Origin of the sequence: Spartinivicinus marinus, assembly GCF_026309355.1 — a bacterium.
Lineage (GTDB): Bacteria > Pseudomonadota > Gammaproteobacteria > Pseudomonadales > Zooshikellaceae > Spartinivicinus > Spartinivicinus marinus.
The window spans coordinates 5,928,332-5,951,062 of record NZ_JAPJZK010000001.1; the positions used below are offsets into that span (position 1 = coordinate 5,928,332).

Here is a 22,731-nt window from a genome sequence, read left to right on the forward strand (position 1 = left end):
TATTTTCAACCATCATTTTCAGATTTACTCCTATGTTGTCTAATTAATCAAACCATTAGTGATTTTCGGTAGGTGATATAGCATAAAGAGAAGTAATTGATCTACGACAATAGACTCATAAGTCAGAAAAATACCGAATATATTGTTTTCAGTCTTCGATTTAACCAACCTTTCATTGACTTTACTGTTGGTTGACCGCACACTTTTTGGCATCAAATAACAGTAAAAAACCTACTATCTATTTTTCTAAGGAAGTTTAATAAAAGTTAAGGTGTAACTCATGACAACCCCCACTTCAATTGCTGACTTATCTATTCATGCCGAATTAACACCTGCTTATAAAACCATTTTTACTGATGAAGCAATGGCGTTTATTAATGAGTTAGTCAAAGAATTTCAACCTCAGCTCAATGAGTTGTTAGCCGAACGGAAGCAGCGACAAGCGGCCTATGATAAAGGCGCTCTTCCTGATTTTTTAGTTGATACGGCTGAGGTTCGAAATAGCAACTGGAAAATTGCTGGCATACCTGCTGATTTACAAGACCGTCGGGTTGAAATCACTGGACCCGTTGATCGTAAAATGATTATCAATGCTCTCAATGCCAATGTTAAAGTGTTTATGGCAGACTTTGAAGATTCTCAGTCTCCCAGTTGGGAAGGTGTTGCCCAAGGCCAGGTTAACTTACGTGATGCCAATATTGGTACCATTGAATACACACACCCTACAACAGGTAAAGAGTATCGACTCAATGATAACCCCGCAGTGTTAATTTGCCGGGTACGTGGCTTGCATTTACCTGAAAAGCATATCACTTACCAAGGTACGCCAATTCCCGGTTGCTTATTAGATTTTGGCTTGTATTTCTATCACAATTATAAGACACGTTTAGCTAAAGGTTCAGGGGTTTATTACTATATTCCCAAGCTGCAAAGCCATCAGGAAGCCGCTTGGTGGTCAAAAGTCTTTAAGTTGACTGAACAAAAATTCAAGCTCGACTCCGGCACCATCAAAGCCACCGTTTTAATTGAAACCCTGCCTGCTGTATTTGAAATGGACGAAATTTTATATGCCTTAAAAGAGCATATTGCGGGTTTAAACTGTGGCCGCTGGGATTATATTTTTAGCTACATCAAAACCCTGAAAAACCACTCAGACAGGGTTTTACCTGATCGTCAGCAAGTCACCATGAATCAACCTTTCTTAAGTGCTTACTCGCGATTATTAATTAAAACGTGTCATAAACGTGGCGCAATGGCTATGGGTGGTATGGCAGCCTTTATTCCCAGCAAAGACCCTGCAATCAACGCACAGGTGATGGAAAAAGTAAACGCCGATAAAACCCTGGAGGCTAGTAATGGCCATGATGGTACTTGGGTAGCCCACCCAGGCTTAGCAGAGGCTGCATTGGCTGTATTTGATCAATACATTCCAACCAACAAAGCTAACCAGTTGCATGTTCTGCGTGAACAAGATGCAGCTATTACTGCTGCTGATTTACTAGCCCCCTGCCCTGGCGAACGGACTGATCAAGGCATGCGAAGTAATATTCGCGTTTCATTACAATATATTGAAGCTTGGATTAACGGTAATGGTTGTGTACCCATTTATGGGTTAATGGAAGATGCTGCTACCGCTGAGATATCCCGGACTTCGATTTGGCAATGGATTCAACATGAAAAGGCCTTGGATAATGGCCAGGTTGTCACTAAAGCGTTATTTAGGGAAATGCTTGACCAGGAGGCTGCTGTTGTACAACAGGAGGTAGGTGAAGAACGCTGGCAACAAGGTCGTTTTGAAGAAGCCAAAGCGATTTTGGATAAAATTACCACCAGTGATGAGTTGGTCGAGTTTTTAACATTACCCGCTTATAGTTATTTACCTTAAATATTGAAGTGTAAGGGCTAGATAAACGATACTGTCTTGTTTATCTAGCCCATCAGTTACGTTACTTCACCCTACCCGCCACTTCGACAATTAACCGTCGTAACCACTGATGTGCAGAGTTGTGCTGTAACAATGGGCTCCAGGCCATTTTTAGTTCAAAGGGCGGAATTTCAAACGGTGGCTGCTTAATGACGAGTTGATTATTTTTTTGCTGCAGCAATGCGGCTCTGGTTGGTAAGGTTGCTACTAAATCTTTTTCTTGGGCCAGTAAAGTAGCCACTTGATAATGTCGAGTAAATACACTGATATTGCGTTTTTTGCCCAGCTTAGTCAATGCTTCGTCTACCCAGCCCAGTCGTTGTACATCTTGTGGCGTAATACCGACTCCAACGCCCATACCTGTTTTACTGACCCAGATATGTTGCGCCTGTAAATAATTGGCTAAGGTAAAGTCGGCTAAGAGAGGGTTTTCAACACTGATCAAGCAAGAGAAAGTATCCCGCCAAATGGTGGTTTGATGAAAAGACTGTGGCATGTCATCAAACCGATTAATGGCCATATCCACTCGCCCCTGCTCTACATCTAAAAAACTGACATCACTGGGGGTGAGTACATCTAAAATGACAGTGGGTGCTTCGTGCCGCAAACGCTTTAACACCTCAGGAATCAGGGTGGATTCTGCATAGTCACTAGCCATAATCCGGAAAACCCGGTCACTATGTTTTGCATCAAAGGCTTTTTGTGGCTGTAATGCCTGCTCTATTTTGGCTAACACATCTCGTACGATAGGCTGCAAATCCTGGGCTCTTTCAGTCGCCGTCATACCCTCACTGGTACGAATTAACAAAGGGTCATCAAACAACTCCCGTAACCGCCTTAATCCATTACTCATTGCTGGCTGGGTGATCCCCAAATGAGCAGCCGCCTTAGTGACATTGCGTTCTCTGAGTAGTACATCAAGATAAACTAATAAGTTTAAATCCACTCTCGCTATATTCATTTTAAAAATACCGAAGATAAAAACTATAAACTTCCTAAATCATCTCACAATTCCTAGTATCTGTTCTAGCCTGAATATTTCATTAGATCACATCGTCTTTGATATCCAGTGAAATATTCAAGCTATAGCTTGTGCATGCACTACACTTGGCTAATCCAGCCCAATAAATACAAGATTGACAAACATACTTGGCGTAGCAACTACATCCTAACCAGTCCACAGGAGTCAAGGTAATGACTAGCTACATCCGCACCGAAGCAATCGCCCATATTGAACAAGATTGGCAACATAACCCCCGTTGGCAACAGGTAAAACGAGAATATACGGCAACAGAGGTAGTGCGCTTAAGAGGTTCAATAAAAATAGACTACACCTTTGCTAAACAAGGGGCTGAAAAATTATGGCAATTAATTCATGATCAATCAGGCAAAGGTTTTGTCAACAGTTTAGGGGCTTTAACTGGCGGTCAAGCAGTACAGCAGGTAAAAGCGGGGGTGAAAGCCATTTATTTATCCGGCTGGCAAGTGGCTGCTGACAACAATACGGCACTGACCATGTATCCGGATCAATCCTTATATCCTGTCAATTCTGTCCCCCACGTCGTTGAACGGATTAACAATGCTTTTTTACGTGCTGACCAAATTCAATGGCAAAAAAATATTAACCCAGACGATCCTAAATATATTGATTATTTTGCACCAATTGTTGCAGATGCCGAAGCGGGTTTTGGTGGTGTGTTAAATGCCTATGAATTGACAATGGCCATGATTAAAGCTGGTGCATCTGGCGTACATTTTGAGGATCAGCTGGCTGCTGTTAAAAAATGTGGTCACATGGGAGGAAAAGTATTAGTGCCCACCCGGGAAGCCATTCAAAAGCTGACGGCTGCTCGGTTGGCTGCAGATGTAGCCGGTACCCCTACTTTAATTATTGCCCGAACAGATGCTAATGCGGCAGATCTCATTACTTCGAATATTGATGAATATGATGCACCATTTATTATTAATGAGCGGACTAAAGAAGGCTTTTATCAAACCAAAGCGGGAATTGATCAAGCCATTGCCCGAGGGCAAGCCTACGCGCCTTATGCAGATTTATTATGGTGTGAAACGGCCACTCCAGACTTGCAAGAAGCCAAACAGTTTGCTGAGGCGATCCGCGATAAATATCCCAATCAACTATTGGCTTACAACTGTTCACCCAGCTTTAACTGGAAAAAACATTTAGATGACGCCACCATTGCAAAATTCCAGCGGGAATTATCAGCCATGGGCTATAAGTTCCAGTTTATTACTTTAGCTGGTATTCACTCCATGTGGCATGGCATGTTTGATTTAGCCCACGATTACGCCCGTAATGATATGGCTGCTTATGTAAAATTACAGGAAAAAGAATTTGCCGACGCTGAACGTGGCTACAGCTTTGTGGCCCACCAACAAGAAGTTGGCACAGGCTATTTTGATGACATGACAAATATTATCCAAGGGGGAGAGTCTTCGGTTACTGCATTAACGGGGTCTACTGAAGAAGCGCAGTTTTAATTAAAATGAGGTGTATAAAATACGCTTTTGAAATACCTAGTGGAGCATTAACCACTAGGTTTATACCTGAAATAGGCTTATACCTGAAATTGGTTCACTAATTTTGCCAATTGATTAGACAACGTTTGTTGCTTATTACATGCATCTGTTGTCTGTTGAGCATTTTGTGAGGTTTGGGCTGAAACATCACGAATATTAGTAATATTTTTATTAATTTCGTCTGTTACGGCCGCCTGTTCTTCTGCTGCGGTAGCAATTTGTGAGTTGAGGTCATTAATTTGTTCTACCGCTTGGGTGATGACTTCCAGTGAATCACCTGCTTTCATCGCCTGAGCTACTCCATCAGTCGCTCTATCTTTTCCTTCTTGCATAACAAGCACGGCTTTTTCAATACCATCTTGTAATCGTTCAATCGTTGTTCTGATTTCCTGAGTGGATTCTTGAGTTCGCTGGGCTAAAGTTCTTACCTCGTCGGCGACTACAGCAAAGCCCCGGCCAGCCTCACCTGCACGAGCAGCCTCAATAGCAGCATTTAAGGCTAATAAATTAGTTTGCTCCGATACGCCACGAATAACATCTAATACTGTTCCAATGCTGGCACTTTCTTTTGACACATGATTAATCGCTTCACCTGCGTTATCCACTTTTTCCGATAAAGACTCGATCACTTTAATGGTTTGCTCTACGACGTCATGGCCACTGGCAGCGGCATCACTCGCGTTGGAAGCTGCATCAGCAGCATGAGCAGCATTAGAAGCAACCTGTTGCACAGTAATAGACATTTGGTTAATTGCTGTTGCTACTTGATCAGTGGCCAACTGCTGTTGAGAAACACTGGTGTTGGTTTCTTGCATAATTTTAGTAGTCTTCTCAATAGCTTTATTTAAATCTAAACAAGCTGTACTGACTTTCGAAACAATACTTTGAAATTGAGCCATCATTTTATTAAATGCTTGGCCTGTTAACCCCAACTCATCTTTGCTGCTAACATTGACTCGATGAGTCAGATCAGACTTACTTTCCACATGCTCAACTGCACCACGCAATGACTCAATGGGCGTACAAATTGCGCGGCGTAAAGTCACGCTAAAAATAGCACAGAGTATGACGACACCCACGAGTATCCCTATTGACACCTTCTGCAACTGCTCGTTACTGCTCACCACCTCATTTGCTGCTTTTCTGACACCTTCTCCCGATTTAGTGACAGCCGCACCCGCTTGTTCAACTTTTTCACCAATTGCATTGGTTTCTTGTTGAACCTGCTGGCGTAAACCAATCAGCATTTGATCTACTTTGCCGCTGCTTTCTCGCACCTTAGTCACAAAGGAATTACCTAATACCCGGTTATTATCAACATAGGCGTCTACAGCCTCAATCATCTGCTCATATAGTTTATCTACTTCTGCGCTGATATTTTTGACGACATTAGGGTGTTTGATAGCCATCTGTTGAAGCTGTCCAGCCAGTTTTTCCTTTGCTTCTTCGGCACTACTCTCTGATTCATTCAACCAACTCACTGACAGGTCATAAAGCCAAAACCGCATATCAGCAAAACTTTTCATTGCTTCATTAACTAGCTTAAGCTCATCAATATTGGTTTTCTGCTGAGCCAGCAAATTATTTTGTTCTGCAACAAATTGAAATTGTTCATCAACACCTTCGCTTTGTTTCGAAATAATGTCTGCATCATGGCCAATCACTATCGACAAATAAGCGATTGCAAATGCCACCATTACCGCAAAAATAACACTGGTCAGCATGATCTTAGTGGCTATGGTTAAAGTAAACCCTCTCATCGTTTAAGCCATTTAGCTTTTTTGTAGCTACCTATCATTTCAGTTATTCATAAATAATTAAACTGATTGCTCCGCCAAGCTCTCCAAGCTTTCCTCCTTCTTTTTTCCCACCAGTAATGTCTTTTTCACCTTTAGGCTCACCATGGCAGCCTAAGCAAGATTCTGAATAATATTCAGGTAAAATATAGCGAAAGGCAGATTTACCTTTTACTGAAGCTTTTTCAAAAAAAGGTTTGCCTTTTTCATAGTCGGCACTGCGAAATTTTTTCTCAATGATCTGATGCTCCCATTTATCAGGACGATTAGCACGATTACGTACATAGTTTTTTGGTGCAGTCAACTTGATCTTTAATTTTCCTTCCATCTTATGGCTGAATTTTTCTGCAACCTGACGAGCAAAAATAGCAGGCAAAAACCCTTTAAAACCAACACCTTTCTCATTGATCCAATCTTGAGACTCTGTCATCACCTCATTGACGGCATCTAACATTGCTTGTTTGGCACCGTTTTTATCTTCGTTTAAATCAAGTGCTTTTCCAGCTGCTGCTTGATAGTTTTCTTTGGCTTTTTCAATCACCACTGCACCGGATAGTCCTTTATCACCTTTTGCTGCATCATTAATTAAGGCTTGATTAACAGAAATTACTTTCCGAGCAGAACGAAATAAGGTAGTTAGTTCACCACTGACCATGACCTCTTCTTCACTGGCCTGAATATTAGTACTAACCGTGGAGGCTAATATAGCCAGGCAAAGTAAATAATAAAAATAATGAGTTAAACTCACAGAAATTGAATAGTTCATTAAGGAAACCCTCGCTACAACAGTGACAACAGCTAATGACACTTATGCTATTGTTATAGTCTAGCCTGGATACCACAGAAAACTTCTATGTAGCCCATTAAAATCAGTGGTATTTACAATTGTTTAGTTGTTATAAATGATGCCCTAATTCTATTTTTTGACATATAGATAAAAAACTCAAACTAATCGGGATAATTCATCAATTTTTACTTTTTTGTAAACCTAACCAAGCGATACCACTCATCACTAATGCCATACCGACAGCATGATAAAACGTAAAGGGCTCGTTTAATACAACGATTGCTAAAAATGCTGTAATCACTGGGCCCAAAGTAGCCACTAATGAAGTTTGCTCAGCCCCTAGGCGCGCTATTGCTTCGCTAATGAAAAATGAAGGCAATACAGTGCATACAAAAGCAATCATCGCTGCAATACCGAGTACTGGCACACTGACCAAAAAATCGGCAAGTTGATGAGTCAATAAAAAATGAACGACTATTGCCAAGCTCGCAGCACCCATCGCAATACAGGTAAACATTCGGCTACCAATATTCAGCACCCGCTGTTTGCTAAACAACATGTAACAGGCAAAAGCAATTGCACTGGCAACAATGTACCCCCCACCAGTTAGCGTATCATGTTTGGATACCTTAAAATCATGGCTAAATATCAATAGTACACCTAAATAAGTAATGAATAGTATCCCTTTAGTTTTACCATTAATCGGTGTTTTATAAATAATTCGACCCAAGATAACAACAATGGTTGGAAATATAAATAAAATGATGCGCTCCAACTGTGCTGAAACCATCGTTAAACCCACTAAATCTAAATAACTGGCTAGATAATATCCCAGTAAGCCAACTAATATGCACGGCCCTAACTCTGTTTTTAATGGTGCTAACGGCGTTCGTTTAGACATTAGCAACCAGCAGCCGATCGCTAAATAAAAAGGTAGAGAAAACAACATCCTTAATGTCATTAATACAACACTATCTACACCATATTGATAAGCTAGTTTTACAAAAATAGGCTTAATAGAAAATAGTACAGTAGCCAAAGTGGCCAGGCCAACACCAATCAATTGATGACTGGCAATGAAGCGATTGTCTAATTTTTTTGGTTGCACCTGTTTTACTACACCCACGCGCGTCCCCTTACTCAGGTAGGTTTTGGCTACGGCGTATCGGGCTAAAATGAGATCAACAGCAAGGCCGCGATGAACCGCAGCCGAGAATAATATATGAGGAGTTTTTAATTTACTCGGCTGCTAGCAGAAACCGAGTCGCCAGAGCGCCTTTTGCTCAACAATTAAGGCACCTTTTGGAGTAAGCTCCAATTGAAAGTGCCCTAACTGGCGGAAAATAAGTTGACATTGTTCCATGACAAAAAGCATATGACAAAAAATGATGATGACTTAAAACGTGTTTTCCAATATAACGAGGCCGCAACTAAAAAGCAATTAGGTATCAGCATTTGGCTCTTATTTCTCATTTGACTCTTATGTCAACGATTTACTTGATAGCAAACACGACAGCTGCGGCAGCAATGCCAATCCCAGCCGCTAACCCGAACAATAAATACAGGCGGCTAGAAAGGGATTGCATACTTGCATTGATCTCATCAGAGACTTGCTCCCGTTGGTTTTCCTGAGAAGCTGAGCGGTTATCCAGTAACTGTTGAGTCACTTGGGTTGCTTGTTCTTTTGCTATTTTTGCTAACTTTTGTGTTGAACTGGTAGTTTCCTCAGCAATTCTATTGGCTTCCTGGGTAGCTTCCGCTTTAGCTGCTTGTTTAATTTCGTGTAATTGTTCAGAGGTTATTGTCGCAGAAGTTGGTGTTGCCATTTTTTCTTGCAGTTGGGTGAGCTCTGCTGAAACAGGTGCAAGCAGTTCTTGAAACTTGGCTTCAGTCTCAGCATCCTGACTAGCAAGACCTTGCAATTGAGCCTGCACTGATGCTTGCACCTCAGCCATGATGTTTGATCGCTCAGCCACAAGTGCTTCATCAATTAATTGCTGACAAGCCACTTTGGTTTCTGCCAGTGCTGAGCTTAATAGCTCTGAGCCTGCACGGCTTATGTAGTCTGGCAGCTGTTTTTCTAGTTGGCTTGATAATTGAGCCGTTAGCTGAGATTCCAGTTGTGACTGAACCTGCTCTTGAACCAAAGGGGTTACAGTGGATTGGACCGCTTTTGCTACAGCGGCTTCTACTGCATTTTGTACCAATGTCTCGATTTGATCCACTGGCGTAGGCTCACCCGACAGTACAGCGGCAGGCTCTTCCTCTGCTACTGAGGTTTCAGGCATTAATGCCGCCAACTGCTCAAGAGAATCCAGAATTTCGGTTATTTGTTTCAGTGTTGCTGGCTTAGGCAGCACTCCAATAGCCCCATGAGACTTTGCTTCTGCCGCATATTCATCACCATCTTTCGAAGTGCACATCACGACAGGTATACCGGCCCAGGCGGGGTTATTTTTAATTGCCTGAGTCGCCTCTAAGCCATCCATACCTGGCATCATGTGATCCATAAAGATGACATCGGGTTGACTGTCACCTAATGACTCAAGGGCTTGCTCACCAGACTCTGCAAACGCAACGGATACATCCATTTTCTCTAACATTTTGCGCAGCGAATAGCGAGCAGACTTGGAATCATCAACGACAAGAGCACTTGATATGGCCATGTATTTCCCCCTGGTGTTGAGGCCTCCGCTTTAAGTGCTGATTAACCAAAACAGCAACTCTGTGAATACCATCAATTAGTATAAGATAGCTCCACTTTAGCGGTACCCTTAAAACGGTAATTCTAGTTTATCGGCATTGATTGGGCCATTAAGATATATAATAGGCAGAAAAGTGTCATTAAAAATCCTATTTTGTTAACCACTGCTAACTAATTTATCCATCAGTTGTCCTATTTATATCGCCTATCTTATTAAGCTGACTACGCACCAAGTGATCAGCTAACTCCCAATCCAATTCATTAATATGACTGATACCTTGCGCCAATTGCTCAAGAATTGCTTCGTTAATTCTTCCTCGCCGTTGAGCTTCCACATAAGGTATCCGATGAAACATCACCATAGAATAACGTGGAATGAAATGATTCGGATACTCCTGCTCTAGCCGAAATCCAATGGTTTTCTTTAGCAAAAAGTGTGGATCTAATACGGAGTCACGCATTTCAACATAGTTTTCAATGGCCATATCAGCAATTGCATTACCATTTAAAAAGCGTCGAGCATTGTATTCTATAAAACAGTCTGACCAATTATGGAATTGACTGACACAACTAGCCAGCGCAGCACAATCTTCAAAACCACAGTTCATTCCCTGCCCATGAAAAGGAACAATAGCATGTGCCGCATCACCAATCAGTATGCCTTTATCTTGAAAATGCCAAGGTGCACAACGAACAGTGCCTAAGTGTCCAGTTGGGTTAGAAAAAAACTCATCACATAAAGAAGGCAGCAGGGGCAATGCATCAGGAAATTGCTCAGCAAAAAAACGCTGTACTTTTTCTGGACTGTTTAATATAGCAAAACTATTTGGGCCTTTATTAGGTAAAAATAGTGTGACAGTAAAGCTACCCTCTTGATTAGGTAAAGCTATCATCATATAGCCGCCTCTAGGCCAGATATGGAGTGCCTCTGCTGTCAGCTGGAACTGACCATCAGGACCTGCTGGAATGGTTAGCTCTTTATAACTATGTCCTAACGGTTGATATTCATCATGTCCCGTACAACGATCAATCAACGCCTGTCGTACAATAGAGCCTGCTCCATCAGCCCCAATTAGACGATCAAACCTAATACACTGGTCAGCTTTGGTTTGCATCGATTGAATAACTAGCTGATTGTTATCCCAGTCAACCTGTTGGCATTGATAATTAAAATGCATACCAACCTTACCTGTTGCTTCTGCTGCATTTAATAGCAACTGGTTTAATCCAGTCCGAGAAATAGAATAAATCACCTCATGGGGTTGTTGACCATAGGCTTGGAACTGTGTATCACCATTTGGGTGATGAACCATCCGCCCAGCCATTGGAATCATCAATTGTCGTATTTGATTCATCAGGCCTAGCTTGGCCAAAGCATCAATACCCCGGTTAGCAAGGGCCAAGTTTATCGAGCGACCAGCTGATAGGTTATGCTGACGTAAATCAGCTCGCTTTTCATAAAGTGTCACCTTAAAACCCTGCTTGGCTAGAAATGTGGCCATCATAGCTCCAACTGGCCCACCACCTATCACAACAACTGTTTCCTGATCACTATTCTTCATGGCCTGCTGTCCTTAAATTGGCCTATACCCCGATGTTTTCTACACACTATTTTGCTACGAGCAAGTTGTGGTTAATACTGGGATTAGCGTTACCTTGCATGATAGCTTTTAATATGTGAACAAACTGATAGACATCAGCAAAACTGTTGTATAAAGGTACAGGTGCCACTCTTATAACATCAGGTTCCCGCCAGTCCGTTGTGACGCCTTTTGCTTCAAGCTGCTCAAAAAGCTGTTTGCCTGTTAATTGTTGAGTGTGGCACTTTAGTGATAACTGACAACCCCTTCTTATTGGGTGTTTAGGTGTAATGATACTAATAGCACCGGAGAGTTCATTTGCGAGTAAAAAAGCTAAGTAGCCTGTTAGTTTTACCGATTTTTCACGTAAAGGTTTGATTCCCCCAGCCATGGCAAACGTATCCAGAGAAGCTCGAATGGCCGCTAATGATAAAATAGGAGGATTCGATAACTGCCAGCCTTCGGCTGTTGGAATAGGCTGAAATTGGTTAACCATCTCAAATCGACTGGTTTTATCATGTCCCCACCAACCAGCAAATCGCTTTAATTGAGTATTCGTCACATGTCGTTGATGAATAAAGCATCCCGCTACAGAGCCGGGACCACTATTTAGATATTTATATGAGCACCAGCAGGCAAAGTCCACATTCCAGTCATGCAGCTGTAATTCAATGTTGCCTGCCGCATGAGCTAAATCGACGCCTACTATAATTCCTTTACGATGAGCATGTTGAGTAATTACCTTTATATCAAGTACCTGCCCGGTATAATATTGCACTCCAGGTAACAATATGAGCGCAATCTTGTCACCTTCTGACTCAATCAAATTGAGTATATCCACCTCATCAAGCAACTCCTCGCCTGGCTTTGGTGACAGCAGTTGTACACCTTCTGCCTCTGAAATACCATGATGGGCTAGCTGGCTGATAACAGCATAATGGTCAGAGGGAAATGCATGTTCTTCAATGACTATTTTAAACCGCTCCGCCGTGGGGTTAAAAAAACTGACCATCATTAAGTGTAAATTCACTGTCAGTGAATTCATCATTACCACTTCACAAGGCTGAGCACCTACTAATGAAGCCATTTGCTCAGTCAGAAATTCATGATAAGGCAGCCACGGATAATTCCCTTTAAAGTGTCCTTTTACGCCTCGCTGCGCCCAGTTGGTTAAAACCTCATCCAAGTACTGCTGGGCAAGCTTGGGTTGTAGACCAAGTGAATTACCACAGAAGTAGTACTCTTCATTGCCCTCTGCAGTGGTGGGCATATTGAATTGATGGCGCAGCTCCCGTAAAGGGTCCTGATGATCTAATTGGTGAGCAAATGCTTCACCTAGCTGGTATTGCTGCTGAACTTCACCCACGTGATCCTCCGTAATCATTTTTTTCCTAGTCATTAGCTTTATACTGACTCCAACGGTATTAATACCGGTCGGCTTGGTGCTGCATCAGACTTAAAAGCAGGTATCTGAAGATTCAATAAATAAAAACCATCCACTACCTCGTCTGGCACAAACACTAATTCACTAATACTGTGGTGAACGTGACTGACTGACGATGATTCGTGCTTCCCTTCTGGTATTTGCCAAAACCTGTGGTGACAGGTGAGTTTGCCTTCATCATACATTTTGTCAACACTAGGAAAGTCAACCAACAAGTGTCGTACTTGTCGTTTCAGCAAATAGGCCATGGCATCAATAGAAAAAAAAGGCGGCTGATCGTTGTGCCCATACATCCAAGTTTGCTTTTCGATTGGGTTGGGCAATGTTCGAATAATCAAGGCCGCTAATTGCTCATCGGGAATATGAGCTAACCTGTCAACAACACTGGCCAGATCAATTATAGAGTCAGTAGCCTCTAGAGGTGGACGGTAATGATCCGGGCACAAACCCGCTTTTTGGGGTGTAAGTGAAATAACCACAGCGGGAATAAAACACTCCTTTATAGTGTTAGCCACTGATATCCTTTTATCCAAGATATGTCCAACACATTCCGTATGTGTGCCATTACAGTGGGGGGTGAGGCTCAACTGTTCGACATTACAACTACCACCACGCCGGGTATCACCGATGAATCCTGTAGTTTCAACTGTCTGGCTGCTTGCTAAAGGCACATTAAAATGATTAGGCTGAGGGCCATTAAAGTCTAAAGGAATAGCAATACTCACCGCTTGATCATACAACACCTGATAGGTTTTATTGGACAGCGTTAAACTGAGCTTCATCCAATAAACCTCGCTGCTGGAATATTTAACCATTCTAAAGCCGTACCATGCAGCAGTCTTGCTTGGGTTTCTTCAGGTAGATCCATTTGCCTAATTAATTGGCCTGGTTCTAACTCCCCTAGCGGAAAGGGATAATCAGACCCTAAGGCGATTTGTTCTGGCCCTATTAATTTGAGTAAATACTGCAGCATCAAAGGGTCATGCACTAATGAGTCGATGTAAATTTTATCCAAGTATTGTCGTGGATTAACAGCATTATCTACAGCACATAAATCTGGCCTTACCTTAAAACCATGCTCAATCCGCCCAATGGTAGCAGGAAAAGCACCACCACCATGGGCAAATGCTACGCGTAAGCCAGGATAACGTTCAAATACCCCTCCCATTAACATTGAGCAAATAGCCAATGAGGTTTCTGCAGGCATGCCTACCAACCAGGGCAACCAATAATCGGGCATTTTTTCTTTACCCAGCATATCCCAAGGGTGAACAAAAACAGCTGCATTTAATGCTTCAGCGGCCTCCCAAACAGGATCAAGCTGCCTTGCATTTAAATTCCAGTCATTAATGTGCGAGCCAATTTGGATACCTGCCAAGCCTAACTGTTTAACTGCCCTTTCTAGCTCTTTTACAGCTAAATCAGGTGCTTGCATGGGCACTGTGGCTAAACCAACAAATCGCTGGGGGTAAGCTGCCACTACTGCAGCCAAATGATCATTGAGTAACATGGACAAGTCCAATGTGTCTTGCGGTTTTGCCCAATAGCTGAACATAACGGGTACCGTCGATAGCACTTGAACATGGACTTCATATCGATCACATTCGTCTTGCCGTATAACTGGATCCCAACAGTTACTGGTGATTTCTCGAAAAAATTTATCCTCTTGCATCATCCGCGCACAGCCACATTTATGGTGATCTAAATGAATAAAACCACCATATCCATAGCGCTCTTTTAAGTCAGGCCAGCTTTTTGGCAAAATATGCGTGTGGATATCAATAGTGAGCATTAGATTATCCTTTTATGCTGGAGCTGGCATGACTTCACCACAGTGACGACAGGTCCGGTGTTGTTTAGAACCAAAGAATCGATCAAAAACAGGCGGAAAATCTTCTTCTATATTTTTTAAAATAAAAAACTCTTCATACAACAAGTGATTACAGTGATCACAATACCACTGCAAGCCGTCTTTTTCTTCTTGGGTACGTCGTCGCTCAATAACAAGGCCAACGGTATCAGCAAAGCGATGAGGGGAATGGGGGACCTTAGGTGGCAGTAAAAAAATTTCACCTTGCTTAATAGGGATATCAACCACCTTTCCCTGCTGAATAGTTTTCAATAGCATATTGCCTTCAACCTGATAAAAAAACTCAGGTCCTTCATCAACATGATAATCTTTGCGACTATTAGGTCCTCCCACCACCATAATAAAAAAACCTTGCTCTTCGAATACCAGTTTATTACAGACAGGAGGTTTTAAATACGCTCGATGCTCTTCAATCCATTGTTGTAAGTTAATCGGAGGGGTTAGCAAGCTCACGATATTATTCCTTTTTTAGTATTATTTAACTGTTTAATCAATGGTAGCAATACATTTTAACTCAATGGCAATAGGTGTGGGTAAACAGTTGACTTCACAGGTAGTGCGGCAAGGTTGGTTGGTTTTAAAGTAGTCACCATAAATCCGATTAAATGTGTTAAAATCACTTTTCATATTGGTTAGAAACACTGTGACATCAACCAACTTTTCCCAAGATGATCCAGCTACTTCTAAAATAGTCTGTACATTTTCAAACACACTATGGCATTGCATTGCTATATCGTAGCTCACCACATTCTGATGTTCATCTAATGTCACACCTGGAATCGTTTGACTACCTTTTTGACGAGGCCCAATACCAGATAAAAACAATAGAGTACCCACTCGGCGTGCATGAGGATAAAGACCTACAGGCTCTGGTGCTTGTTCAGCTCGAATAATCACTGACATAAAATTATACCCTTCGCTGTGTGAGTATTTTGACGATTACCTAAAGATATATACGGCAACTGAAAGAATATGATTCTTAATTAATAAGGGATGCAGACATTTTTAGGCTCAGTGAAAAAACGGAGGGCTTCCCAACCCCCTTCTCGCCCTAATCCAGAGTTTTTCACACCACCCAGCGGTGTCCTTAAATCTCTCAGCATCCAGCTATTAGCCCAAACGACACCCACATCTAACTGTTTGGCTAGTCGATGCATTCGGGTTAAATTTTCAGTCCAAACCGTAGCAGCTAAGCCATAATTAGTGCCATTCGCTAAGGCCAGGGCCTCCTGCTCAGAATTAAATGGTTGAAGCGTGATGACAGGTCCAAAAATTTCTTCTTGATTAACCCTAGCGTCAATAGATAACCCTTCAATTACCGTAGGGGTAATAAAAAAGCCTCCTTCACAACGTCCAGTAGGCACATATTGAGTGCCACCACAAACGATGGTCCCCCCTTCTTGTTGAGCTAACCGGATATAAGCAAGTACTTTTTCTTGATGATCCTTCGAAATTAATGCACCAAGGATTACGTCTGTGAGTGGATCACCGACCGCTAATGTTTGTATTTTCTTAAGCAATGCTTGTTTAAATGATGGATAAATTGATTGCTCAATATAAATCCTGGAGCTACACATACAGACTTGACCTTGATTGGTAAAACTCGCACGAATAATACCGTCTATTGTTTTATCAAAGTCACAATCAGCAAACACTAATGCAGGATTTTTACCTCCTAGCTCTAAAGACAGTTTTTTAAATTGAGGCGCCGCCGAAGCGGCTATAATTTGGCCTGTTTTAGTGCCTCCAGTAAATGAAATCGCTTTAATCTGTGGATGTTCTATTATGGCTTGACCAATTTTATTACCCTGTCCATGAAGTATATTTAATACCCCATCAGGCAAACCAATATCAATGCACAACTGGCTGAGTAAATAAGCTGTTTTAGGTGCTAGCTCTGATGGTTTGGCAATAACACTGTTACCGGCAGCCAGTGCAGGTGCTATTTTCCAAGTTAGTAAATAAAGTGGTAAATTCCAAGGAGAAATACAGCCCACGACCCCTAATGGATCTCGTAATGTGTAATTAATTGCTTGGTTGCCCATATTATGGGACTCAGAGGCAAATTGGGAAATGGCTTGAGCAAAAAAACGAAAATTACTAGCTGCGCGGGGAATATCTAATGATGTAGCAAGCGCAATTGGTTTTCCAGTGTCTTCTGTTTCAGCAGCTGCTAACTGATCTAGATTAGCTGCAATTTTATCCGCTAGCCGGTTTAAATAGTAGCTTCGGCCTTCAGTACCTAAAGCTTCCCACGCTGGCTGAGCACTAGTTGCGGCGGCAATAGCGGTATTTAACTGGTTGAGGTTACTATTTGGTAATAAACTATAGACTTCACCAGTTGCAGGATTAATATTTTCTAAATAGTTATCCGTATTTTCATTGGTTAGCTGACCATTAATGTAATTGGCTAATGTATCCATTGATAAACCTTTCCTTAGTGTTACTCCATTCTAGCTCAACTGCTATTGTTGATTCATTTCCTGTCCTTATGAGCACAACAGTTTTAGCACATGCACCAAGTAATGTCAGTGGGTTTGCATGTAAAAATTGTATGCTGAATTAATGTTAGGATGGTCTAAATACCTTTTCCTAAACGATTGCCGGTTCCCTTCCACTAACTCCTTACACAGGTGCTACAATAAGCTAATATGTAAGCTAGTGGCACCAATGCCTGTCATCGATTGTATTACAAGTCTGGCATGCTTAACTCTGCGAATGAGTCACCCTATTATTATGCTTGGTCTCAGTTAAAAAACTGGCAATTTGTTTTTGTGCTCATCATTGCTTTTATCGCAACTGTTATTCTTATTACATGGTATATTTCCAGCTTACAGTCCCAATTAGTAAAATCATCAGCTATTAACAGTGCATCTTTATACTCACAAGCACTAATAGAATTCCGCTCGCTCTATACTTCAGAAGTGGTTACCATTGCCCAACAAAGTGGCTTAAAAATCACTCATAATTATATAGAAGAAAAAGACGCAATACCGCTACCAGCTACCTTAAGTATCTTACTCGGCCAACGTATTGGCAGGCATGAAAATGGCGCTAAAGTTAGTTTGTATAGCCCTTTCCCTTTTCCATGGCGAAAAAAAAATATACAAACATCCAGTCATTTTAGCCAATTAGCCTGGCAGTTTTTAACTCAAAACCCTGAACAGCCATTTTATCGTTTTGAACAAGTAAACAGCCGAGAAGTTTTACGCTACGCTACAGCTGATGTGATGCATGCTGGCTGCCTCAGCTGCCATAATACTCACCCCGACTCACCGAAACAGGATTGGAAATTAGGTGACGTCAGAGGCGTTCTTGAAATTACATTACCAGTGGATAAAGCCATTGAGACCTCTATTCAAAACCTAAAAGGCATCACCCTGTTATTAAGCATCATTGGCATCTTAGGTATTTTAGCTATTGGCTTTGTCATTAATAAACTGAGAACAAACTCTCTTCATTTAAAAAAATTAGTTGAAGAAAGAACAGCTGAATTAGCCACTGCAAGAGATCAAGCACTAGACGCCAGTCGGGCAAAAAGCTTATTTGTTGCTAATATGTCTCATGAAATCAGAACACCAATGAATGCAGTATTAGGTTATGCCCAAATTCTGGATCAAGATGACCAACTAACCCAAGCCCATCATGAAGCCATTGCTTGTATTTTAAAAGCAGGCAATCATTTAATGGAAATTATAAATGACATTTTAGATTTATCTAAAATTGAAGCTAATGCCATAGAGTTGAATACTAGTTCTTTTTCATTGAAGAATTTGATTAATACTATAGCCATCATGTTCAAACTAAGATGCCAAAATAAAGGGCTTTACTGGCGACTAGATTTTCAAGGTGATAATGATCTTGTCGTTATGGGAGATGAAGGAAAAATACGTCAGGTACTCATTAATTTAATTGGTAATGCAGTAAAATTCACTGATCAAGGAGAAGTGTCCCTTAAAGTGATTTGTCAGGAAAATCACTTTGTTTATTTCGAGGTAAATGATACCGGGCCTGGCATAGCAAGTGACTCTCAAGAGGCTATTTTTGAGCTCTTTCAGCAAGGAACTGCCGGACATGAAAAAGGGGGAACCGGTCTGGGGCTTACGCTTGCTAAAAAACAAGTGGAAATCATGGGAGGTCAGCTGGAATTCACATCGACTCCTCACCTGTCAACTCGATTCTTTTTTACGCTACAACTGCCTAAAGCAACTCATCAACAGGTCACTCAAACCACTATTAAACAAGTTATATGTTTGAAACCAGGCTACACTGTTAATGCTTTAGTAGTAGATGATGTTGCTGATAACCGTATATTACTGGTTAAATTATTGACTAAAATTGGTGTCCAAACTCTGGAAGCAACCAATGGTTTAGAAGCACTGGATACATTGCAACATTATCAACCTGATATTATTTTTTTAGATATTAATATGCCTGTCATGAATGGTATTGAAGCCCTTAATCGTATTCAAACAACAGAGGCTTACCAAGACATTAAAGTGGTTGCTGTCTCTGCTGCAAGCTTGGCCCATGAGCCAAACTTTTACCTTGGCAAAGGATTTCATCGATACATTGCCAAGCCATTCCATGTATCAGAAATCTATCAATGCTTACATGAATTACTGGGCATAGAGTTTGAGTATGGTACAAATGATCAACCTCAACCGGAGGATATCGCAGCTAATAAACCTATTCATGCTGACTTATCAAATGTGACATTACCTACCCACCTATACCAACGCCTAATAAAAGCTGCAGAGTTATACCGCATTTCAGAAGTTAAATTATGTGTAGCAGAAATAGTCCACCAACGCCAAGATGATACATACCAACCCCTAATTACAGCGATAAATAATTATATCAGCCAATACGATATGAAAGGCCTTGTACAATTATTACAGAGAGTCCATCATGATTGACCGCGCTGAAATTGATCTATCACTGGCAGAAATTTTAATTGTTGACGACACACCAGCTAATCTTGATTTACTCTACAATATTTTAACACACGAAGGCTATCAAGTTGCAGCAGCGCCAGGTGGAATGGTTGCTCTTAATATTGCACCGCAAATTCAGCCTGATTTGATTTTATTGGATGTCATGATGCCAGATATTGATGGCTTTACCACTTGTCAAAAGCTGAAGGAGTTGCAACAAACGAAAGATATTCCCATTATTTTTATCACTGCTAAAAATGAAACTGCAGATATTGTTCAAGGCTTTCAAATGGGTGCCATTGATTATATTAGTAAACCGATTCAGAGAGAAGAGGTCTGTGCACGCATAAAAACCCATGTTACTAATCAACTATTAGCAAAGCAGCGCAGAGAAATGCTAACGATGCTGCATGATTATGAAAGCCGAAATCGATGTATTATTAACGAAGTGTCTGACCCCATTATTACTATTTTTCAAAATGGTTTGATTGAATCAGTAAACCCCGCTGCTTTACACTTGTTTCATTACACGATCAGTGAGTTACTTGGTCGTCCATTGACTGATTTTTTGTTGCCAGAGTGTACTCCTTTAATCAACCAATTCTTAACCCATACCAGTACTCAAACCAGCTTACAAGTTGAAGTCATCGGTATACGACATGATAAATCAACGATTCCCCTTGACCTTTCCATCAAACGTTTAAGTATTACCCAATCACTTTATGTCTGCTTGATGCATGACTTATCGATGCAAAAGAATATTATTAATGAGCTACAACGAGTATCAAACTTAGACCGCTTAACCAATATAGCCAATCGACGTCGATTTGATGTGGTTTATCAACGCGAGTGGCTGCAAGCCATACATGACCAGTCGCCTATATCATTAATCATGATTGATATTGACTATTTTAAACGATACAACGATAACCAAGGGCATCAAGCGGGTGATGCCTGTTTGCAAGAAGTCGCTCGGGCAATAGAGCAATCCGTTACTCGACCCAGTGATCTAGCCGCTCGCTATGGCGGTGAAGAATTCATTGTTATTTTGGCCAATACTAACGACAAAGGAGCAAAGTCAGTTGCCAATCATATCAACCAAAATATTAATCGATTAGCCATTAAACACCCAGACTCTCTCTGTAGTGATCAAATTACAGTCAGTATGGGGATCGCCTCAACCACTCCTACTGAACAAATGAAACCTGATCAGTTGATCAAAATAGCAGACCTGGCTCTTTACTCCGCTAAAGATACAGGCAGAAATACTGTTCAGTTTCACCCCTTTGAATAATCATTACTCCCTTTCGAGAATCCATATTGGTTTTATTACTACCCAATCACCTTATTTAATTTAGCAGATAATTGCACTTTTAACGTTAACACTAATGTTAGGATGGTCTAATTTCAAGGAATTGCGCTTTTTTAACTGAGAAACTATCTACTGCGTCTCCATAGATATCAAAATGTGGGGATGGGGTCATTCCTAACTTTTTCAATACGGTAATGGAGGCTTTATTTTCTGGTACTGCAGCACCATAAATTTCATCCAGTTGCAGCGACTCAAAGCCATAGGTCACACTCGCAAATGCAGCCTCAAACGCCAAACCTTGCCCCCATACCGGTTTAACTAGGCCATAACGGATATCGATAAAATCAGTTTCCAGTACATATTCAAGGCCACAGTAGCCGATCGGCTCCCCTGTTTCTGTCAAACTCAAGATAAATGTACCAAACCCGTACTGTTGCCAATGGCTTAAACGATTACTTAGGTAGGCTTTTACTTTGTTTTTTGGATAAGGTTTACCTAATGGTAAATAACGTGTCTGTTCTTCATCTGAAAGATGCTCAAACAAAAAATCAAAGTCTGCTGCAGTAATGGGGTTGAAAGTTATCCTTGGTGTTTTTAGCATTATTATTTACATCTACTCTTTTCTTTAAAGCTTCTCAACTAATTGTTTGCAGTCTCTACACTTACTTTTCGCAAGCCCTCTTGTGGAAGAGCTCGTCAGATTGCACAGAGGCCATTAACAATTACTAGCGTTCCTTAGTTTAACTGGGTATTCTCGACTTCAATGGCCAAGTGATCAATATACGCTATTAATTCTGGAAAAAATTGCAAAAAGCCGTCATCAAGTTTTGTATAGTTTTTAAGAACTTCTGTTTGTGATTCAGCTAGGGGGTTATCAAAACGGATTCGCTGCGACAGACGCTGCAGTGTCATTCTCACTCCATCCAACGACCCATAAGTCATTAACCCGTTGTGCTCAATAATACGCTCTACAGTATCAGTCATTGATGTTGGCATCCATTGGCGATGCAGCCAAAGTGCATTATAGGATTGATCAATAAATGTGCTCAGTGGGGTATCAGAAAACATTGACCAATGTTTTATTAAAAAGTGGTCAAATATAACATCGGTAATAATGCCTGAAAAACGCCGGAATCGTTGGGAAAATAGTATTTTTAATCTTTGTACAACAACATGATTATCAGTAAACCGGTCTACGGCACGATGATTATAAATGCCAAGCTGAACCGCTTCCGGTAATTGCTCCAGGTCAACACCTTTACAAAAGTCCCCCATCAGATTACCTAATAAGGACAACCCTTGATCATGCTGAGATAAGTATAAATGGGCCAGATAATTCACGTGTTTACAATCATTCTACTATCACTAGCCACAGTGTACTCGATCACCTAATTAACAAACAACCCATCAGCATAACGAACAAATCCGCTTTTGCGGCGAAACGGGTGAATGGCCTCCGTTCAATTTTTTAGAACGTAAAGAAGGAGTCAAGACCACAAATAGCCTGGGTTATGACATAGATATGGTAAAAGCTATTCTGAGCAAACATCAGATAGACTATCAAATTATCATTTTACCCTGGAAACGCTGCCTAAGTGATGCGCTTAAAGGCAAAGTACATGTGGTGTTTAGCGCTTCAACCAACCCTCAACGGGACAAAGACTATTTACTCACAACCACCTACTATTCTGTTCAACCCATGCTAGTTTTCGCTACTCAAACACCAACGCCCATACAAGACAAACAGCCTGCTTGAACGTAAACAAGCCACTCAAACTTGACTTGGCCTAATCAACTCCAGCTTAAACTTTAACCAGCTAGTCTTCAGAATTATTC

At 41.2% G+C, this 22,731-nt stretch carries 19 protein-coding genes; 5 read left to right on the forward strand and 14 right to left on the reverse strand.

Annotation, left to right across the window (positions count from 1 at the left end; translation table 11 throughout):
* Positions 1 to 280 precede the first annotated feature (280 nt).
* Entirely contained in the window at positions 281 to 1,885 is a 1,605-nt protein-coding gene (gene aceB / locus OQE68_RS26190; RefSeq protein WP_180568949.1) for a malate synthase A, read from the forward strand.
* A 61-nt stretch (positions 1,886 to 1,946) separates the two neighbouring features.
* On the opposite strand, the gene OQE68_RS26195 is transcribed toward aceB, so the two are convergent.
* The gene (locus tag OQE68_RS26195; RefSeq protein ID WP_180568948.1) at positions 1,947 to 2,885 is read right to left on the reverse strand and encodes a LysR family transcriptional regulator; all 939 of its coding nucleotides are present in this window, start codon (positions 2,883 to 2,885) and stop codon (positions 1,947 to 1,949) included.
* A 233-nt stretch (positions 2,886 to 3,118) separates the two neighbouring features.
* Here OQE68_RS26195 and aceA point away from each other — a divergent pair, with 233 nt between their 5' ends.
* Positions 3,119 to 4,426, forward strand: a complete 1,308-nt coding sequence (gene aceA / locus OQE68_RS26200; RefSeq protein ID WP_180568947.1) for an isocitrate lyase — start codon at positions 3,119 to 3,121, stop codon at positions 4,424 to 4,426.
* Positions 4,427 to 4,503: 77 nt separating this feature from the next.
* Here aceA and OQE68_RS26205 read toward each other — a convergent pair whose 3' ends face one another.
* From OQE68_RS26205 to OQE68_RS26255, 11 genes are all read right to left on the reverse strand, one after another.
* Positions 4,504 to 6,225: a methyl-accepting chemotaxis protein gene (locus OQE68_RS26205; RefSeq protein WP_180568946.1), complete on the reverse strand. Its 1,722-nt coding sequence runs from the start codon at positions 6,223 to 6,225 to the stop codon at positions 4,504 to 4,506.
* 43 nt (positions 6,226 to 6,268) lie between these two features.
* Complete coding sequence (locus tag OQE68_RS26210) at positions 6,269 to 7,027, reverse strand: c-type heme family protein (protein WP_180568945.1); 759 nt, start codon at positions 7,025 to 7,027, stop codon at positions 6,269 to 6,271.
* Positions 7,028 to 7,226: 199 nt separating this feature from the next.
* A complete protein-coding gene (locus tag OQE68_RS26215; protein WP_180568944.1) occupies positions 7,227 to 8,174 on the reverse strand; it encodes a DMT family transporter in 948 nt (315 codons plus the stop codon).
* 367 nt (positions 8,175 to 8,541) lie between these two features.
* The gene (locus OQE68_RS26220; RefSeq protein WP_180568943.1) at positions 8,542 to 9,714 is read right to left on the reverse strand and encodes a response regulator; all 1,173 of its coding nucleotides are present in this window, start codon (positions 9,712 to 9,714) and stop codon (positions 8,542 to 8,544) included.
* A 214-nt stretch (positions 9,715 to 9,928) separates the two neighbouring features.
* On the reverse strand, positions 9,929 to 11,314 hold the full coding sequence (locus OQE68_RS26225) for an FAD-dependent oxidoreductase (protein WP_180568942.1): 1,386 nt from the start codon (positions 11,312 to 11,314) through the stop codon (positions 9,929 to 9,931).
* Between the two features lie 46 nt (positions 11,315 to 11,360).
* Positions 11,361 to 12,716, reverse strand: a complete 1,356-nt coding sequence (kynU, locus tag OQE68_RS26230) for a kynureninase (RefSeq protein WP_180568941.1) — start codon at positions 12,714 to 12,716, stop codon at positions 11,361 to 11,363.
* Between the two features lie 20 nt (positions 12,717 to 12,736).
* The gene (locus OQE68_RS26235; protein WP_180568940.1) at positions 12,737 to 13,558 is read right to left on the reverse strand and encodes a cyclase family protein; all 822 of its coding nucleotides are present in this window, start codon (positions 13,556 to 13,558) and stop codon (positions 12,737 to 12,739) included.
* On the reverse strand, positions 13,555 to 14,568 hold the full coding sequence (locus tag OQE68_RS26240; protein WP_180568939.1) for an amidohydrolase family protein: 1,014 nt from the start codon (positions 14,566 to 14,568) through the stop codon (positions 13,555 to 13,557). The genes OQE68_RS26235 and OQE68_RS26240 overlap by 4 nt, the downstream gene beginning before the upstream one ends.
* A 12-nt stretch (positions 14,569 to 14,580) precedes the next feature.
* On the reverse strand, positions 14,581 to 15,099 hold the full coding sequence (locus OQE68_RS26245; protein WP_266195830.1) for a 3-hydroxyanthranilate 3,4-dioxygenase: 519 nt from the start codon (positions 15,097 to 15,099) through the stop codon (positions 14,581 to 14,583).
* Positions 15,100 to 15,132: 33 nt separating this feature from the next.
* Positions 15,133 to 15,549: a RidA family protein gene (locus OQE68_RS26250; protein WP_180568938.1), complete on the reverse strand. Its 417-nt coding sequence runs from the start codon at positions 15,547 to 15,549 to the stop codon at positions 15,133 to 15,135.
* Between the two features lie 80 nt (positions 15,550 to 15,629).
* On the reverse strand, positions 15,630 to 17,069 hold the full coding sequence (locus tag OQE68_RS26255; protein ID WP_180568937.1) for an aldehyde dehydrogenase: 1,440 nt from the start codon (positions 17,067 to 17,069) through the stop codon (positions 15,630 to 15,632).
* Positions 17,070 to 17,348: 279 nt separating this feature from the next.
* Here OQE68_RS26255 and OQE68_RS26260 point away from each other — a divergent pair, with 279 nt between their 5' ends.
* Both OQE68_RS26260 and OQE68_RS26265 read left to right on the forward strand, forming a co-directional pair.
* On the forward strand, positions 17,349 to 19,565 hold the full coding sequence (locus OQE68_RS26260) for an ATP-binding protein (RefSeq protein ID WP_180568936.1): 2,217 nt from the start codon (positions 17,349 to 17,351) through the stop codon (positions 19,563 to 19,565).
* Positions 19,558 to 20,877, forward strand: a complete 1,320-nt coding sequence (locus tag OQE68_RS26265) for a diguanylate cyclase domain-containing protein (RefSeq protein ID WP_180568935.1) — start codon at positions 19,558 to 19,560, stop codon at positions 20,875 to 20,877. Before OQE68_RS26260 ends, OQE68_RS26265 begins: the two co-directional genes overlap by 8 nt.
* Before the next feature lie 97 nt (positions 20,878 to 20,974).
* Here the strand turns inward: OQE68_RS26265 and OQE68_RS26270 are convergent, their stop codons facing one another.
* Together OQE68_RS26270 and OQE68_RS26275 are read right to left on the reverse strand one after the other, a co-directional pair.
* Positions 20,975 to 21,496, reverse strand: coding sequence for a GNAT family N-acetyltransferase (locus OQE68_RS26270; protein WP_180568934.1), 522 nt, complete (start codon positions 21,494 to 21,496; stop codon positions 20,975 to 20,977).
* Positions 21,497 to 21,630: 134 nt separating this feature from the next.
* Positions 21,631 to 22,236, reverse strand: coding sequence for an acyl carrier protein phosphodiesterase (locus OQE68_RS26275; protein ID WP_434801429.1), 606 nt, complete (start codon positions 22,234 to 22,236; stop codon positions 21,631 to 21,633).
* 82 nt (positions 22,237 to 22,318) lie between these two features.
* Between OQE68_RS26275 and OQE68_RS26280 the strand changes: the two genes are divergently transcribed.
* Positions 22,319 to 22,651 (forward strand): substrate-binding periplasmic protein, encoded by a 333-nt coding sequence (locus tag OQE68_RS26280; protein ID WP_180569011.1) that lies wholly within the window; start codon positions 22,319 to 22,321, stop codon positions 22,649 to 22,651.
* The last annotated feature ends 80 nt before the right edge of the window (positions 22,652 to 22,731 follow it).